Origin of the sequence: Streptomyces orinoci, assembly GCF_003121295.1 — a bacterium.
In the GTDB taxonomy this organism is placed as follows: domain Bacteria; phylum Actinomycetota; class Actinomycetes; order Streptomycetales; family Streptomycetaceae; genus Streptomyces; species Streptomyces orinoci.
In genome coordinates this window covers 1705110-1722279 of record NZ_PHNC01000031.1, presented here as the reverse complement: position 1 = coordinate 1722279, position 17170 = coordinate 1705110, and the positions used below count along the sequence as shown (strand labels likewise).

15 protein-coding genes are annotated in these 17170 nt (G+C 71.4%); all 15 read right to left on the bottom strand.

The annotated features are described in order from the left end of the window. Positions 1-14 precede the first annotated feature (14 nt). The 15 genes from CV755_RS34820 to CV755_RS30160 all read right to left on the bottom strand — a co-directional run bounded on the left by CV755_RS34820 (position 15) and on the right by CV755_RS30160 (position 16975). The gene (locus CV755_RS34820; RefSeq protein ID WP_161968768.1) at positions 15-188 is read right to left on the bottom strand and encodes a hypothetical protein; all 174 of its coding nucleotides are present in this window, start codon (positions 186-188) and stop codon (positions 15-17) included. Positions 189-511: 323 nt separating this feature from the next. Next, a complete protein-coding gene (locus tag CV755_RS30225; protein WP_109283419.1) occupies positions 512-2749 on the bottom strand; it encodes an MMPL family transporter in 2238 nt (745 codons plus the stop codon). 229 nt (positions 2750-2978) lie between these two features. Continuing rightward, the gene (locus CV755_RS30220; protein WP_109283418.1) at positions 2979-3560 is read right to left on the bottom strand and encodes an AMIN-like domain-containing (lipo)protein; all 582 of its coding nucleotides are present in this window, start codon (positions 3558-3560) and stop codon (positions 2979-2981) included. Positions 3561-3809: 249 nt separating this feature from the next. Then, positions 3810-5318: an Asp-tRNA(Asn)/Glu-tRNA(Gln) amidotransferase subunit GatB gene (gene gatB, locus CV755_RS30215; RefSeq protein ID WP_109283417.1), complete on the bottom strand. Its 1509-nt coding sequence runs from the start codon at positions 5316-5318 to the stop codon at positions 3810-3812. A gap of 25 nt (positions 5319-5343) precedes the next feature. Continuing rightward, a complete protein-coding gene (locus CV755_RS30210) occupies positions 5344-5583 on the bottom strand; it encodes a hypothetical protein (RefSeq protein WP_109283416.1) in 240 nt (79 codons plus the stop codon). Then, complete coding sequence (gene gatA / locus CV755_RS30205) at positions 5580-7076, bottom strand: Asp-tRNA(Asn)/Glu-tRNA(Gln) amidotransferase subunit GatA (RefSeq protein WP_109283415.1); 1497 nt, start codon at positions 7074-7076, stop codon at positions 5580-5582. Before gatA ends, CV755_RS30210 begins: the two co-directional genes overlap by 4 nt. A gap of 2 nt (positions 7077-7078) precedes the next feature. After that, positions 7079-7375: an Asp-tRNA(Asn)/Glu-tRNA(Gln) amidotransferase subunit GatC gene (gatC, locus tag CV755_RS30200; RefSeq protein ID WP_109283414.1), complete on the bottom strand. Its 297-nt coding sequence runs from the start codon at positions 7373-7375 to the stop codon at positions 7079-7081. A 256-nt stretch (positions 7376-7631) separates the two neighbouring features. After that, positions 7632-9737 (bottom strand): putative bifunctional diguanylate cyclase/phosphodiesterase, encoded by a 2106-nt coding sequence (locus CV755_RS30195; protein WP_109283413.1) that lies wholly within the window; start codon positions 9735-9737, stop codon positions 7632-7634. A gap of 173 nt (positions 9738-9910) precedes the next feature. Then, a complete protein-coding gene (ligA, locus tag CV755_RS30190; protein ID WP_109283634.1) occupies positions 9911-12133 on the bottom strand; it encodes an NAD-dependent DNA ligase LigA in 2223 nt (740 codons plus the stop codon). A gap of 32 nt (positions 12134-12165) precedes the next feature. Further along, positions 12166-13182, bottom strand: coding sequence for a methionine synthase (locus CV755_RS30185; RefSeq protein WP_109283412.1), 1017 nt, complete (start codon positions 13180-13182; stop codon positions 12166-12168). Further along, a complete protein-coding gene (locus CV755_RS30180; protein WP_109283411.1) occupies positions 13175-14581 on the bottom strand; it encodes a DHA2 family efflux MFS transporter permease subunit in 1407 nt (468 codons plus the stop codon). Before CV755_RS30180 ends, CV755_RS30185 begins: the two co-directional genes overlap by 8 nt. A gap of 117 nt (positions 14582-14698) precedes the next feature. Then, positions 14699-15133 (bottom strand): MarR family winged helix-turn-helix transcriptional regulator, encoded by a 435-nt coding sequence (locus tag CV755_RS30175; RefSeq protein ID WP_109283410.1) that lies wholly within the window; start codon positions 15131-15133, stop codon positions 14699-14701. Between the two features lie 27 nt (positions 15134-15160). Further along, positions 15161-15850 (bottom strand): SDR family oxidoreductase, encoded by a 690-nt coding sequence (locus CV755_RS30170; RefSeq protein WP_109283409.1) that lies wholly within the window; start codon positions 15848-15850, stop codon positions 15161-15163. Between the two features lie 62 nt (positions 15851-15912). Further along, positions 15913-16455, bottom strand: a complete 543-nt coding sequence (locus CV755_RS30165; RefSeq protein WP_109283408.1) for an LOG family protein — start codon at positions 16453-16455, stop codon at positions 15913-15915. A gap of 52 nt (positions 16456-16507) precedes the next feature. Further along, positions 16508-16975 carry a hypothetical protein gene (locus tag CV755_RS30160; RefSeq protein WP_109283407.1) on the bottom strand — a complete coding sequence of 156 codons (468 nt, stop codon included), beginning with the start codon at positions 16973-16975 and terminating at the stop codon, positions 16508-16510. Positions 16976-17170: the final 195 nt, after the last annotated feature.

Sequence of the window (17170 nt, the reverse complement as noted above, 5' to 3'; positions counted from 1 at the left end):
CCGGCTGGGCCATCTCAGGCGGCGGTGCGGTAGGAGGCGCGCGACCGGGACGGGCCCTTCCGGCCGGGGGCGGTGTCGTTGGCGGCGGTGTCGCCGGCGGCTCGGCGGGCGGCCTCGGCGAGGCGGTAGTCGGCGGCGTCCCGGGTGAGCTCGATGGCGCGGAACTTGTGCAGCAGGTCGGTGAACATGGTGGGTTCCCCTCCGGGTTGAGCGGTTCTCGCGTTTTTCGCCGGGCCTTTTCGGCCCTGGAAGAAGCGTGCTCTCTGAGGGGGGTGGCTCACATCGGGTGAGTGCCTGATGTTGGGGCCGGGGGGTGCCTTAGGGGTTCTGACGGGGGCCTTAGTGCCGCGGCGCCCCATCAGGGGCGCGGGGCAGCTGCACCATGCGGCTCCGCCGCGTGGGCGCGACCCGCCACAAACGGCCCGCACGTGACCCGTGACCGACGGCATGGGGCCGCTCACCGGAGGAACCGCGCCCGGCGATGGCACGGCCCTGAGCCGCCAGACACCACCTACGTGCGGGCCGTGGGCGGCTGGTCGCGCCCACGCGGCGGAGCCGCATATGAATCCGCCCCGCGCCCCTTACGGGGCACCCCCAACCGCGCCGCAGGCACGCCGCATTCCGCCGGTTCGATGCTGATTCTTGGCAGCCGCCGCTCCAGCCACCCCGGCAGCCACCAGTTCGCCCCGCCCAGCAGATGCATCAGCGCCGGAACCAGCAGGGTGCGCAGGACAAACGCGTCCAGGGCGACGGCGGCGGCCAGTCCGATGCCGAACATGGCGATGACCCGGTCTCCGCTGAGGACAAAGGCGAGGAAGACGGAAATCATGATGACGGCCGCGGAGTTGATGACCCGGCTGGTCTCGGTGAGGCCGACCCGTACCGCGCGGCGGTTGTCCCGGGTCGCCAGCCACTCCTCGTACATCCGGCTGACCAGGAACACCTGGTAGTCCATGGACAGCCCGAAGAGCACCGAGACCATCACCACCGGCAGGAACGGTTCTATCGGGCCCGCCGCGCCCAGGCCCAGCCCTTCGCTGCCCCAGCCCCACTGGAAGACCGCCACGATCAGGCCGAAGGAGGAGGCGACGGCGGCGATGTTCATCACGGCCGCCTTCAGCGGTATGCCCACGCTGCGGAAGGCCAGGAGCAGCAGCAGACAGCCCAGGGACACCACGGTGCCCACAAACAGCGGGAGTTTGCCGAGGATGACGCCGGCGAAGTCGTCATAGCCGGCGGTCACCCCGCCGACCCGGACCTTCATGGCGGTGCCCTCGGCGGCCTGCGGCAGCACCGTGGAGCGCAGCCGGCCGACCAGTTCGCTGGTGGCCCTGGACTGCGGTGAGGTGGCGGGGACCACGGTGACCACACCGGTGGAGCCATTGCCGCTGAGCGTGGCGTGGCCCACCGAGGCGATGCCCTCGGTGTGCCGCAGCCGGTCCGGCAGCCGGTCGAAGGCCAGCCGGTCGGCGGCCCCGTCCAGCTCGGCCACCAGGGTCAGCGGGCCGTTGACACCGGGCCCGAAGCCCCGGGCCAGCATGTCGTAGGCCTGCCGGGTGGTGCTGGTGGCGGGGTCGGTGCCCTGGTCGGAGGTGCCCAGGTGCAGCGCGCCCACCGGCAGCGCCAGCACCAGCATCACGGCGGCGGCCAGGGTACCCAGTGCCTTGGGGTGGCGTTCCACGAAGGCGGACCAGCGGGCGGCCAGCGTGGTGGGGGTGTCCGGGCGGGGCCCGGAAACGGCCAGGCGGCGGCGCTCGCGACGGCTGAGGGCGCGCTCGCCGATCAGCCCGAGCAGGGCGGGCAGCAGGGTGATGGAGGCGGCGACGGTGAGCACCACGGTGAGCGAGGCGGCGACGGCCACCCCGGTGAGGAAGCCCAGGCCGAGGATGAGCATGCCCAGCAGGGCGACGCATACGGTGCCGCCGGCGAACACCACCGCCCGGCCGGTGGTGGCCACTGCCCGCTGGGCGGCGAGGGCCACCGGCAGTCCCTGGCGCAGCCCCTTGCGGTGCCGGGTGACGATGAACAGCGCGTAGTCGATGCCCACCCCCAGGCCGATCAGGGTGCCCAGCATGGGCGCGAAATCGGCCACCGGGAGCAGATGGCCCAGCAGCTGGGTGCCCATGGCAGCGGTGCCCACGCCGACCAGCGCGGTGGCGATGGGCAACAGGCTGGCGGCCAGCGAGCCGAAGACCACAAAGAGCACCACCGCCGCCACCGCGATGCCGATGATCTCGCTGAGGTGGCCGCCCTTGCTCTCGGTGGTGGCGATGTCCCCGCCGCCCAGCGCCACCTTCAGGCCGTTGCCCTCGGCCCCGCGGGCGGTGTCCACCACTCGCTGGACCTGCGCCTTGGTCACATCGTCGCGGAAGGTCAGGGCGGCGTAGGCGGTGTGCCCGTCCTTGCTGACGTGTCCGGCGCCGCCGGTGGTGTACGGGCCGCTGACCGAGGTGACGCCGGGCAGGGTGGCGGTTCTGTGCAGCACCTCGGTCATGGCCCGCTTGACGTGGGCGGAGCGTACGGTGCCCTGGTCGGTGTGCCAGACGATGGTGTCCTCGCCGCCCCGGCCGGGGAACTGCCGGTCCAGCAGGGCGGTGGCCCGGGCCGACTCGGTGCCCGGCACCCGGTAGTCGGCGGAGTAGGCGGAGCCGGCGAGGGTGGCGGCCGCCGTGGTGCCGGCCAGCGCCAGGAGCCACAGCGCGATGACGACGAGGCGGTGGCGCAGGCACCACCGGGCAAGTGAGGTCATGGGCCGCTTCCCGGGTCTCGCGATCGCATCGTGTCGCCGGGACTGATCCTTGGTGGCTTTCGACCGCAGTGAGCTGGTGGTATGCCCTCGCCGAGGGGGCGCGCGGCGGCGCGGGCGGGGCACAGCACATCACTGTGACAGCCGAAAGAGATCAATTGACCTTTTATGCCTCAAGTGTGGCTCAAGCCACACAAGACGTCCTGTCCGGTGGTCTGTTCAGCTGGTCCGTTCAGCGCAGTTCGCGCCAGCTGTGGGCCACATCCACCACCAGGTGGTTGCCCAGCTGGAAGACCCGGAACGGCAGCCGGGCCCGCACCACCAGGCCGACCTGGGTGTCTCCCTCGAAGCTGCCGCCGAACCTGGCCTCCCGGAAGGTCCGGAAGCCGCTGAGGTCCACTCCGGGCAGCGGTTTTCCGGCCCGTCCCGGGTAGCGGGCACTGCCCGCCTCCACATCGAAGCTGGGGGCGGCCACCCGGATCTCCAGCACCGCCCCGGTCCGCACCGGGATCATCGACCCGGAACCGTCCTGATAGAGCTTGTCCACGTAGTGCACCCGGTACCCGATCGGGTGATCTCCGGGGATATGGACATCGAACACCATGCGGTCGAAGCAGTCGTGCCGGCCGACCCTGATGTCGGTCAGCGGCTTGGTGTCGGCCTCGGCCCGGGCCTTGGGGCGGCTGCCCCAGTCCACGGCCCGGCAGACGGCGGGCCTGTCGGCCCCGTGGTGGGCCGCCACCGACGCCGTCGCGGCCGTCATCCCGGCGCCGGCCAGCAGAAAAGCGGCCAGCGCGGTGGTCAACCGTCGCATTGCAACCCCCAGCCGTGGAGTGCGGGCACGCTCACCGGCCCGTCCGACGGGATCATGCCGGACCCTTTCCGGCGCCGGGGGAGGTAGCGAACAATTCCGGCCAACTGCGACTGATCGCCTATATCACCAGTACGGTCTGCTCACCGGTACGACGATGGCCGCCCCTCCCGCAGCGGGAGGGGCGGCCATCGTCGTACCGATTCGGCCGGGCTCAGCCTTCGACGCCGAGCTTCTCCAGGCTGTGCTTGATCATCCTCTCGGGGCAAGCCGCTCGAGGATCAGTTCACGCACCCGGGCCGCGTCCGCCTGCCCGCGGGTCGCCTTCATCACCGCGCCGACCAGCGCACCGGCCGCCGCGACCTTGCCGCCGCGGATCTTGTCGGCGATGGCCGCGTTGGCCGCGATCGCCTCGTCCACGGCGGTGCCCAGGGCGCCCTCGTCGGAGACCACCTTCAGGCCGCGCTTGTCCACGACCTCGTCCGGCCCGCCCTCGCCGGCCAGCACGCCTTCGATCACCTGGCGGGCCAGCTTGTCATTGAGGGAACCCTCGGCGACCAGCGCCGAGACCCGGGCCACCTGCTCGGGGGTGATGGGCAGCGCGGGCAGCTCCACGCCGTCCTCGTTGGCCCGGCGGGCCAGCTCGCCCATCCACCACTTACGGGCGGAGGCCGCGTCGGCACCCGCGTCGATGGTGGCCAGGATCAGGTCGATGGCGCCCGCGTTGAGCAGGGACTGCATCTCATGCGCCGAGATGCCCCACTCCTCACGCAGCCGGTTGCGGCGCACACGCGGCAACTCCGGCAGGGCCGCCCGCAGTTCCTCGACCCACTCACGGGAGGGGGCCACCGGCACCAGGTCCGGCTCGGGGAAGTAGCGGTAGTCCTCGGCCTCTTCCTTGATCCGGCCCGAGGTGGTGGAGCCGTCGTCCTCGTGGAAGTGCCGGGTCTCCTGCACGATGGTGCCGCCGGAGCGCAGCACCGCCGCGTGCCGCTGGACCTCGAACCGCACCGCGCGCTCCACGCTGCGCAGCGAGTTGACGTTCTTGGTCTCGGAGCGGGTGCCGAACTTCTCGGTGCCGATGGGGCGCAGCGACAGGTTGACGTCGCAGCGCATCTGGCCCATCTCCATCCGGGCCTCGGAGACCCGCAACACCCGGATGAGCTCGCGCAGTTCGGCGACATACGCCTTGGCGACCTCGGGGGCGCGCGCACCGGCGCCCGTGATGGGCTTGGTGACGATCTCGATCAGCGGGATGCCGGCCCGGTTGTAGTCCAGCAGCGAGTGCTGGGCGCCATGGATACGGCCGGTGGCGCCGCCCACATGCGTGGACTTGCCGGTGTCCTCCTCCATATGGGCCCGCTCGATCTCCACCCGGAAGACCTCGCCGTCCTCCAGCTGGACGTCCAGGTAGCCGTTGAAGGCGATGGGCTCGTCGTACTGGGAGGTCTGGAAGTTCTTCGGCATGTCCGGATAGAAGTAGTTCTTCCGGGCAAAGCGGCACCATTCGGCGATCTCGCAGTTGAGCGCGAGGCCGATCTTGATGGCGGACTCCACGCCCACGGCGTTGACCACCGGGAGGGAGCCGGGCATGCCGAGGCAGGTGGGGCAGGTCTGCGAGTTGGGCTCGGCGCCCAGTTCGGTGGAACACCCGCAGAACATCTTGGTCTTGGTGCCGAGCTCGACATGGACCTCCAGGCCCATGACGGGGTCGTAGGACGCCAACGCGTCCTCGAACGGGACCAGTTCAGTGACGGTCACGGAAAACTTACCTCTCAGTCCCGGCTCAGCCCGCGAGGACGTCGTCGGTGTTCATCCGGCGCAGCTCGCGGACGAGCAGGGCGACGCCGGTGACGATGGCGGCGGCGGAGACCACCGCATCGACCAGCTGGAGCGTGTCCTGCTCGCCGCGCGCCTGCTTCACCTGCTTGACCACGCTCACCGCGCCGAACAGCGTGGTGCCGATGGACAGATACGTGCCTGCCTTGGACTTCTTGAAGCCCTTGGCCTTCTTGATCGCGCTCACAGCTGCGGTGCCTCCTCCAAAAGCGGGTGGCCCCAGCGGTCGTTGAACGCGGCCTCGACGGCCGCGCCGACCTTGTAGAGCCGGTCGTCCTTCATGGCCGGGGCGATGATCTGGAGCCCCACGGGGAGCCCGTCCTCCGGGGCGAGGCCGCACGGCAGCGACATGGCCGCGTTGCCCGCCAGGTTGGTCGGGATGGTGCACAGGTCCGCCAGGTACATCGCCATCGGGTCGTCGGCGCGCTCGCCGATCGCGAAGGCGGTGGTCGGGGTGGTCGGCGAGACGATCACATCGACCTGCTCGAAGGCCTTCTCGAAGTCCCGGGTGATCAGGGTGCGGACCTTCTGCGCGGAGCCGTAGTAGGCGTCGTAGTAGCCGGAGCTGAGCGCATAGGTGCCGAGCATCACCCGGCGCTTGACCTCGGGGCCGAAGCCGGCCTCACGGGTCAGCGAGGTGACCTCCTCGGCCGAGCGGGTGCCGTCGTCACCGGTCCGCAGGCCATAGCGCAGGCCGTCGAAGCGGGCCAGGTTGGAGGAGCACTCGGACGGCGCGATCAGGTAGTACGCGGCCAGCGCCAGGTCGAAGGACGGGCAGTCCAGCTCGACGATCTCGGCGCCCAGCTCCTTGAGCAGCTCCACCGACTCGTCGAAGCGCTGGATCACACCGGCCTGGTAGCCCTCGCCGCGGAACTGCTTGACCACGCCGACCCGCATGCCGGCCACCGAGCCGTTGCGGGCCGCCTCGACCACCGGCGGGACCGGGGCGTCGATGGAGGTGGAGTCCAGCGGGTCGTGACCGGCGATCACCTCATGCAGCAGGGCCGCGTCCAGCACGGTACGGGCGCAGGGGCCGCCCTGGTCCAGCGAGGAGGAGAAGGCCACCATGCCGTAGCGGGAGACCGCGCCATAGGTGGGCTTGACGCCGACGGTGCCGGTGACGGCGGCCGGCTGGCGGATGGAACCGCCGGTGTCGGTGCCGATGGCGAGCGGGGCCTCATAGGCGGCCAGCGCGGCGGAGGAGCCGCCGCCGGAGCCGCCGGGGATCTTGGTCAGGTCCCAGGGGTTGCCGGTGGGGCCGTAGGCGCTGTTCTCGGTGGAGGAGCCCATGGCGAACTCGTCCATATTGGTCTTGCCGAGGATGACGACGCCGGCGTCCTTGAGGCGCTTGGTGAGCGTCGCGTCATACGGCGGGATCCAGCCCTCGAGGATCTTGGAACCGACGGTGGTCGGCACGCCCTCGGTGGTGAAGATGTCCTTCAGCGCCAGCGGGACACCGGCCAGCGGGCCCAGCTTCTCGCCGCGCTCGCGCTTGGCGTCCACGGCACGGGCCTGGGCCAGCGCGCCCTCGCGGTCCACATGCAGGAAGGCGTGCACCTTCTCGTCCACGGCCTCGATCCGGGCCAGGTGGGCCTCGGTGACCTGGACGGCGGTGACCTCGCCGGAGGCGATCTTCGCCGCAATCTCGGCGGCGGTCAGCTTGATCAGCTCGGTGGTCATGGTCACTCCTCCCCCAGGATCTGCGGCACCTTGAAACGCTGCTGCTCCTGGGCGGGGGCGCCGGAGAGCGCCTGCTCGGGCGTCAGCGACGGACGGACCTCGTCCGGGCGCATGACGTTGGTCAGCGGCAGCGGGTGCGACGTCGGCGGTACGTCCTGTTCGGCGACCTCGGAGACGCGAGCGACCGCGCCGATGATGTCGTCGAGCTGGGTGGCGAAGTGATCGAGCTCTTCGTCCCGCAGCTCCAGGCGCGCCAGCCGGGCGAGGTGGGCGACCTCCTCGCGCGTGATGCCAGGCATGCAGCGATCCTCAGGGTGAGTGGGTGGTTTCGCGCCCAATCCTATGGCTCGGTGCGCGGTGGCCGCGAAACGGTTTGGCCGGAGCGTGCGTGGTTCGTCGCCGGCTGCGGCCCGGTGGCCGGTTGTGCCCACCCGTTCCGCCCTGCGGAACGACTGCCCACAACCGGCGGACACGTGCCCCGTCAGGGGCGCGGGGAACTGCGCGACCAGCCCAGGACGGCCCGCACCCGACTGCGAACCCGCCCTATGTGACGCCCTACGTGACCGCATCCTCCTCGGCCGCGGCCGCGGGGACTACCCGGGGCAGCGGAGCCGCACCCTCCCGGTGCCAGCCGCTCTCGCTGCGGAGGCGAAGCCAGGCCGTCGTCTCATCGGCCGGCATCGCGGCCGCCACCAGCCACCCCTGCACCGCATCGCACCCCAGATCCCGCAGCCGCTCCCAGGTCTCGTCGTCCTCCACGCCCTCGGCAACCACCAGCAGCCCCAGTGAGTGGGCCAGGTCCAGCGTGCAGCGGACGATCTCCGCGTCCTCGTTGTCGATGGCCAGCCGGGCCACAAAGGAACGGTCGATCTTCAGCTCGCTCACCGGCAGCCGCCGCAGATGGACCAGCGAGGAGTAGCCGGTGCCGAAGTCGTCCAGGGACATCTTCACGCCATGCCCGGTGAGCCCGGCCAGGGTGTCGGCCGCCCGCTGCGGGTCCTCCAGCAGGACGTGCTCGGTTATCTCCAGCTGGAGCGCTCCCGGCGGGACCCCGTGCCGGGCCAGCCGGGCGGCCACCGAGCCGGCGAAGCCGGGGGTGTGCACATCGCGCGGGGAGACATTGACCGCGACCGGCACCTCAAGGCCCATCGCCCGCCACCGGGCGACCTGGGCCAGCGCGGTCTCCAGGACGTACTCGGTCAGCCGGGGCATCAGCCCGGAGGACTCGGCGATGGCGATGAACTCATCCGGGGAGATCCGCCCCCGCTCGGGGTGCACCCAGCGCACCAGGGCCTCCAGGCCCTCGACATGTCCGTCGAAGCCGACCTTGGGCTGGTAGTGCAGCTCCACCTCGCCCGCGTCCAGCGCCCGCCGCAGGTCGCCCAACAGCCCCAGCCGGTCGGGGGTGTTGCCGTCCCGCCGGGCCTCGTAGACCTCCACCCCGCTGCGGTCCCGCTTGGCCTGGTACATGGCCACATCGGCGCGCCGCAGCAGCCCCTCGGCGTCCAGCGCGTGGTCGGGGTAGACCGCGACTCCGGCGCTGGCCTCCAGCACCAGGGTGAGCCCGTCCAGGTCCAGGGGCGAGCCCAGGGCGGCCACCAGGGAACGGGCCACCCGCTGGGCGCTGGTGAGGGAGTCGGTGACCGGCAGCAGCACCGCGAACTCATCGCCGCCCAGCCGGGCGGCCTCGGCGTCGCGTGGCAGGGCCAGCCGAAGCCGGGCGGCGATCTGCAACAGCAGCCGGTCCCCGGCCAGATGACCGAGAGTGTCATTGACGGACCGGAAGCGGTCCAGGTCGATCAGGACCAGGGCCGTCCGGTCGGCGGACTCCTCCGCCTCGTCCAGCGCGGCCCAGGTGCGCTCCAGCAGCCACTGCCGGTTGGGCAGTCCGGTGAGCGGGTCGCGCAGCTGCTCCTCGGCGCGGGCGTGGGCGATCCACAGGGTGGAGTCCAGGGCGATCAGCGGCACCGCGAACAGCGGGAGCAGCAGCGGGGCGTGGTCGGCGACCACGGCGATCAGCGGGGCGATGCCCAGCAGGGCGCCGCCGACCAGGGCCTGCCGCCAGAGGGCGGCCCGGGCGAGATTGGTGGTCAGCCCGTTCCCGGGGGCCAGATAGCGCCATAGCAGGGCGCGGGTGACGGCCAGATAGACAAAGGCGGCCAGTGCGATCTCCGGGACGTCCCCCAGCCGCCAGAGGTCCGGCAGCCAGGGATTCTCCACGCTCACATCGGTGCCCCAGGCGCTCAGCACCAGTCCGCCCGCCGCGACTCCGAGGATGTCCACGGCGCAGTGGAGTAACGCCTGGCGCCAGCGGTGCCGGCGGGCGATGGCCACAAAGGTGACCACCGCCATGCCGATCAGGGCGGCCGGGATCCAGCCGAAGAGCAGCAGCACCGCCAGGGTGAGGGCGGCGCCGGAGCCGGTGCCGCCCCACCACCGGTCCCGGCCGAGCGCCACCAGATGGGCGACGATCAGCGCGGTGAGGGTGGCCAGCGACCAGCCCACGGTATGGCCGGGGAACACCGCCCGGCCGGCGGTGAAGCTGCACACCACGCCGACGGCCAGCACCAGCGCCGCCAGAGGGATGCAGATCACCGGGAGCGCATGCGGTGGATCCCGGCGCAGCCGTGATACCGGTTCGGCGCTGTCGGTGGGTTTCATGCCCGTCCCTCTCACAGCCGGCGGTGCCCGCGCCACGGCAGGCGCACATCTCAACAGTAGGCCGCAGAAGGCTACGACGGGCAGCGATCGGCACCGGTTGCCCGAACGGGATCCGGCCTTCCGCAGCCTTCTGTTGAGCGCTGTAGGGGTAATGCCCACTGCCCTTGCGGGCATTACTCCGCTGGGGTGGCCTCCTGGGGAACGGCGGCCGCCCGGGCGGCGTCCGGGCCCTCGGTGAGCAGCACGGCGAAGCCGTCCTCCTCCAGCACCGGAACCTTCAACTGCATCGCCTTGTCGTATTTGGAACCGGGGTTGTCACCCACCACCACGAAGTCGGTCTTCTTGGAGACCGAACCGGTCACCTTCGCTCCTTGGCTCTGCAGTGCCTCCTTGGCCGCATCCCGGGTGTAGGAGCTGAGGGTTCCGGTGACCACCACGGTCAGCCCGGCGAGCGGACGAGGCCCTTCCTCTTCGCCGCCCTCCTCTTCCATCCGGACGCCCGCGGCCCGCCATTTCTCCACGATCTCCCGGTGCCAGTCCTCGGCGAACCACTCCCGGACGGCGGCGGCGATGACTTTGGACACCCCGTCCACCGCCGCCAGTTGCTCCTCGGTGGCCTCGGCGATGCGGTCGATGGAGCGGAACTCCCGGGCCAGCGCGGCCGCGGCGACCGGGCCCACATGACGGATGGACAGGCCGTTGATGATCCGGGCCAGCGGGCGCTGCTTGGCGGCCTGAATGTTCTCCAGCATGGCCAGGGCGTTCTTCTTGGGCTCGCCCTTCTGGTTGGCGAAGAAGGTGACCACCTTCTCCTCGCCCGACCCGGGGTCGCGCTTGGGCAGCCCCGAATCCGGGTCGCGCACATAGGACTTGATGGGCAGCAGCTGCTCGATGGTCAGATCGAAGAGGTCGCCCTCGTTCTTCATCGGCGGGGTGGCCGGCTCCAGCGGCTGGGTGAGGGCGGAGGCGGCCACATAGCCGAAGTTCTCGATGTCCAGGCATTCGCGGCCGGCCAGATAGTAGACGCGCTCGCGCAACTGCCCCGGGCAGCTCTCGGCGTTGGGGCAGCGGAGGTCGATATCGCCCTCCTTCATGGGGCGCAGCGCGGTGCCGCACTCGGGGCACTCGGCGGGCATCACAAACTCCCGCTCGGTGCCGTCGCGCAGATCCACCACCGGGCCGAGGACCTCGGGGATCACATCTCCGGCCTTGCGGATGACCACGGTGTCGCCGATCAGCACGCCCTTGGCCTTGACCACCTCCTGGTTGTGCAGGGTGGCGAACTCGATCTCGGAACCGGCCACGGTGACCGGTTCGAAGACCGCCTGGGGCGTCACCCGGCCGGTGCGGCCCACCCCCACCCGGATGTCCAGCAGCTTGGTGTTGACCTCCTCCGGGGGGTACTTCCAGGCGATGGCCCAGCGCGGGGCACGCGCGGTGGAGCCCAGCCGGCCCTGGAGCGGGACCTCGTCCAGCTTGACCACCACGCCGTCGATCTCGTGCTCCATGGAGTGGCGCACCTTGGGCTGGCCGTAGTGGGCGATGAACTTGCGCACCCCGTCCAGCGAATCGACCACCTCGGCGTGCGCGGCGGTGGGCAGGCCCCATTCGCGCAGCAGCTCATAGGCCTGGGACTGGCGCTCGATGGCGAAGCCCTCGCGGGCACCCACCCCGTGCACCACCATATGCAGCGGGCGGGTGGCGGTGACCCGCGGATCCTTCTGCCGCAGCGAACCGGCCGCCGCATTACGGGGGTTGGCGAACGGCGGCTTCCCGGCCTCCACCAGACGGGCGTTGAGCTTCTCGAACTCGGCCATCGGGAAGTAGACCTCGCCGCGCACCTCCACCAGCGGCGGGATCCGCTTGCCCGTCAGCCGGTTGGGAATCTCGGCGATGGTGCGGATATTGGGGGTGATGTCCTCTCCGGTGCGGCCGTCGCCTCGGGTGGCGGCGCGCACCAGACGGCCGTGCTCATAGGTGAGGTTGACGGCCAGACCGTCCACCTTGAGCTCGCACAGGAAGTGGTAGCCGGCCTTCTCGCCCAGTTCCTTGACGATGCGGTCGGCCCAGCCGGCCAGCTCCTCGTCGGTGAAGGCGTTGTCCAGGGAGAGCATCCGCTCCCGGTGCTCGACCGAGGTGAACTCGGTCTCATAGGACCCGGCGACCTTCTGGGTGGGCGAGTCCGGAGTGCGCAGCTCCGGATACTCCTCCTCCAGCGCCTCCAGCGAGCGCAGCAGTGTGTCGAACTCGGCGTCGCTGATGACCGGCGCGTCCTTGACGTAGTACCGGAAGCGGTGCTCCTCCACCTGCTCGGCCAGCAGCGCATGCTTCTCCCGCGCCTCGGCGGGCACCGAGCCCCCCGCCGCGAGCTTGCCGCCGTGCTGTTCGACAGCCACCGTCTTTTCCTCCCGTTTTCCGTTGAGCGCCGTCACTCAGGGTTGTCCGCGAGCGATGCGGCCGCCCGGACACAGTGCGCCAGCGCCGTACGGGCATATGCGGGCGAAGCGCCCGCCAGCCCGCACGAGGGCGTGACCACCACGGATTCCGCGAGGATTCCCGGTGCCAGCCCCAGCCTGCGCCACAGCGTCCTGACCCCCATGACGCTACCGGCAGGGTCGGACAATCGGCCGTCCACGCCCGGCACCACGCCCGCGAACAGCCTGGTGCCCGCCTCCACCGCCTCGCCGATGGCCTCCTCCTCACGCTCGGTGAGCAGCGAGAAATCGAACGAGATGCCCTGGGCGCCGGCCCGGCGGAGCAGCCCGAAGGGCACTTGGGGAGCGCAGGAGTGGATGATCAGCGCCCCCTCGGCCTCCTTCACCACCTGTCCCACCTCACGGAGCCCCGCCTCGACCACGGACCGGTCCACCGCCCGGTAGGTCCGGTAGCCGCTGGCGGAACGGATGCGCCCGTCCAGCACGGCGGGCAGCGAGGGCTCGTCCAGCTGGAGCACCAGCCGGGCGCCGGGCACCCGGCGCCGTACCTCGGCCAGATGCCCGCGCAGCCCCTCGGCCAGCGAGGCGGCCAGGTCCCGGCAGGCGCCCGGGTCGCTCAACGCGGCCTCTCCGCCGCGCAGTTCGAGGGCGGCGGCCAGGGTCCAGGGGCCCACCGCCGATACCTTGAGCAGCCCCTGGTGGTCCCGGGCGAACTCCTCCAGCGCGTCCAGGTCCTCACCCAGCCAGGAGCGGGCCCGCCGGGTGTCGCGTCCCGGCCGGTCGGAGATCCGCCAGCCGCTGGGCTCCAGATGGGCGAAGACCTCCACCAGCAGCCCGGCGGTCCGGCCGGTCATATCGGCGCCCGGCCCGCGCGCCGGCAGCTCGGGCAGATACGGCAGGGCCTCCAGCGACCCCACGACGGTCTTGACGGCCTCCCGGGCATCCATCCCGGGCATCGACCCGACCCCCGTGGCGACGCCGGGGCCCTGGTTCAGCTCGTTGTCACTCACCCGGGAAGGGTACGCAACGCCGGGCCCGCAGCCCGAGCCATCCGGCCAGCGCCCCCGCGCCATAGGCGGCGGCCATCAGGGCGAAGACCACCGCCACGCCCCCGTACCAGCCGCTCACCCCGCCCAGCACGGCGCTCATCACCGCGATCCCCACCAGGCTGCCGATCTGCCGGTTGGCGTTGAGCGAGGCACTGGCGATCCCGGCGTGGGCCGGCCCGGCGGCCTCCATCAGGGCACCGGTCATGGCCGGGGAGGCCACCCCGACGCCCAGGTTGGTCACGGTGAGGATGGCGGCGATCACCCAGTAGGGCATGGCGGCGGAGACGGTCAGGGCCAGCGTCAGCATGCCGGCCGCGGCCAGGCCCAGCGCCGCGCCCAGCGCCGCGCGGTTGCCCACGCGGCGCCCCAGGCGCGAATAGAGGATGTTGCCCGCCAGCCAGACGAGTTGGGCGGGCAGCATCTCCAGTCCCGCCTCCATGGGGCTCGCCCCCCGCGCCTGCTGGAAGAACAGGGCGAGGACGAACATCCCGCCGTATACCGCGAAGTTGAACACAAATCCGATCAGACTGGCGGCCCGGAAGCGGGAGTTGGCGATGAGGACGGCGGGCACGATGCGTTCGGACGAGCGGCGCTCCCGTACCGCGAAGGCGGCCGCCCCCAGCGCCGCCACCGCCAGCGAGCCCAGCGCCACCGGCGAGTCCCAGCCCGCCTCCGGCCCCTGCACCAGCCCATAGCTCAGCCCGGCGAGGGCCAGCATCCCCAGCGCATGCCCGCCGAGGCCCAGCGCTCCGGCCCGGCCGGGCAACTCGGCCACATGGCGGCGGGCCAGCACCAGTCCGGCGATCCCCACCGGCAGGTTGACCAGGAAGATGGCGCGCCAGCCGAAGGCGTTCACCAGCGCGCCGCCCACGGCCGGGCCCACGCCCGCCGCCGTGGAGACGATCGCCGACCACAGGCCCAGCACCCGCGCCCGCTCCCGGCCGCCGGGGAAGGCCGCCAGCAGCAGCGTCAGCGAGCTGGGCATGAACAGCGCGGCGCCCGCGCCCTGCAACAGCCTTGCCGCCACCAGCACTCCGGTCACCGGGGCGGCGGCGCACAGCACCGAGGCGAGGGTGAACAGCCCCAGGCCCGCCAGATACACCCGCCGGGCCCCGAAGCGCCCGGCCAGCGAGCCGGCGAGCAGCAGCAGCGAGGCGAAGGCCAGTACATAGCCGCTCATCACCCAGGTCAGGCCGGTGAGCGACATATGCAGGCCGGAGCGCAGGGAGGGGCCCGCCACATTGGCGATGGTGGTGTCCAGGGTGGCCATCACAAAGCCCAGGGCGAGTGCGGGGAGTTGCAGCCCCAGGCGGGCGGTGGCGGTGGCGCCGGCGGCCGCGGGACGGGTCTCAGTGATCATGCGAAAGAAGTTACAACTGTACCGACTACAGCACTACTGATTACAGCTCGAACTTTACTGAGGCTATACGAAAGCCCCCAGGGGCGATCCCCGGGGGCTTCACCCGACCGCCACCCGTCAGGACCCGGCCAGCGCCCGGAACAGCCGGTCGCGCAACTCCCCCAGGTCCTCCCCGGAGAGGTGGTCCAGCGGGGAGTCCTGCGCCATCCGCCGCAGCAGCTCCAGCCGCAACTGCCGCCCGGCGTCGGTCAGTACCAGCCGCTTGGCCCGCCGGTCCTGCGGATGGGGCTCGCGCACCACCAGGCCGCGCTTCTCCAACTTGTCCATGACATAAGTGACATTGGGCGGCTCACAGCTGAGCACCGCCGCCAGCTCCCGCGCCGTCTTGGGATCCGCCAGCTCCTCCAGGGCGTTGGCCTGGGTCAGGGTCAGATCGAACTCGGCGATCCGGCTGCGCCGGTGCGCGTCCATCCGCTTGCCCAGCTCATTGACCAGGAGCCGGATGTCCCGGACCGAGGTCCCCGCCGCGGCGGTGTCCATTGCGCTGCTCATGCCACTCAGCGTACGTCCGTCACCGGATCAGCGGCCCGGCCGGACCGTGAGGTCGTTGATCTCCGCATCCCGCGGCAGGTCGATCGCCAGCAGGATGGTGTCCGCCACGGACTTCGGGTCGATCCACTGCCCCGGGTCGTACGCCTTGCCCTCCTGCTGGTGCACCTTGGCCTGCATGGCGGTGGCGGTACGCCCCGGGTACACGCTGGTCACCCGCACCCCGTTGGCGTGCTCCTCGCCCCGCAGCGAGTCGGCCAGCGCCTTCAGCCCGTGCTTGCTCGCCGCATACGCGCCCCAGTTGGGGCCGGCGTTCAGCCCCGCGCCGGAGTTGACGAAGACCACCGTTCCGCGCGAGACCCTCAGCTGGGGCAGCAGCAGCCGGGTCAGCTCGGCGGGCGAGACCAGGTTGACCGCCAGGGTGGCGTTCCAGGTCTTGGTCGTCAGCTCGCCCACCGGGCCGAGCTCGGCGATCCCCGCGATATGCAGCAGCGAGTCCACCCGTTCGGGCAGCGTCTGGTGCCCCAGCGCCCAGGACAGCCGGTCCGGGTTGGCCAGGTCGGCGACGAGGGTACGGGCCCCGGGGAACCGCGCCGCCAGCTCCTTGGCCCGCCCCGCGTCCCGGGCGAACAGCCAGAGCTCGTCCCCCCGCTCCAGCAGCCGCTCCGCGACCGCTTCCCCAATGCCGGATCCAGCGCCGGTGATCATATGTGTAGCCATGCGGTACAGCTTGCCCTACCTTGCAGGGAGGGGCTCGGTGGCCCCCGGCGGAAGGGTGCCGGTCAGCGCGTCCGCGCCGCTACGGACTCCAGATAGGCCAGCGCCCCCGCCCCGTCCTCCGCGAAGAACACCAACTCGGCCAGCGGGCGCGGCAGGAAGCCCTCCGCCTCCATCCGCCGGAACTGCTGCCGCAGCCCGTCATAGAACCCGGCGGTGTTCAGCAGCACCACCGGCTTCTCGTGCAGCCCGTGCTTCTTCAGCTCCAGGATCTCGGTGGCCTCGTCCAGCGTCCCGGTCCCGCCCACCATGATCACGATCGCCTCGCCGCGCGCCAGCAGCCCCGCCTTCCGCTCCGCCAGGTCCTTGGCGATCACCATCTCATCGGCGTCCGTCCGGGCCTTGTCCCGCAGAAACTCCACCGAAATCCCCACCAGACGGCCGCCGTTGGCCTGGACGCCATCCGCCATCACCTTCATCAGCCCGCTCTCCGAGCCGCCCCAGACCATGGTGTGACCACCCTTGCCGATCAGCTCGGCGAACTCCCGGGCGGGGGTGGTGTAACGGTCGTCGAGGTCGGCGGCTGAGCAGAAGACGGTGATGTCCATGGGGGTGAGGTTACGGGCCGGCGGAGCGGGCGGCTCGCCCGCCCCTGCCGCGTCACTTCCAGATGGTGCAGTGGGTGTAGCCCTGGTGCGCGCAGGCACGGAACTTCCGTCCGCCGACCCAGTTGACCCCCCAGGTCCAGCGATCGTGTGCGCCCTGGCTGCCGTCCACCGAGTAGGGGCCGCACTGGTGCCAGTTATGGCCGCCGTCGTCGGACCAGTCCATCCATACCGAGCTGCCCTTGCGGGCTTTCAGCAGGTGGGCCCAGTAGGTGGTGCCGTACCGGCTGCTCCGGCCGGCCTCCAGCCGGATGGTGGCGCCTCCGACCGGCGCCGGCGTCACTACATGGCGGCTGGTGGTGCTGTTGACATTGATGGCCGGGCCGCAGCTGTGGTTGATGGTGCCGTCCGGCTCTGCGGCGGCCGCCTGGGCCGACCCGCCGCTGAGCACCAGGCCGGCGGAGCAGGCGAGCACCATGGTGGCGGCAACTGCGGTACGGCGCAGGACCAGTTGGGTTCTCATGACGGACTCCCCCTCGTTGCCATGGGTGTTGATGACGGCACGACGGTAGGTGCCCGGGCCGAGGGGTCTCCACCTCCGGTCGTTTGAACCCTTCGTCCACCGCCCACGGCAGGGAGGAAGCGGCGTCATACCGGCGCGGTACCACGGGCCGGACCGCCGCGAGGTGCAGCGCCGGCGGCGGGAATACCCCGCGCA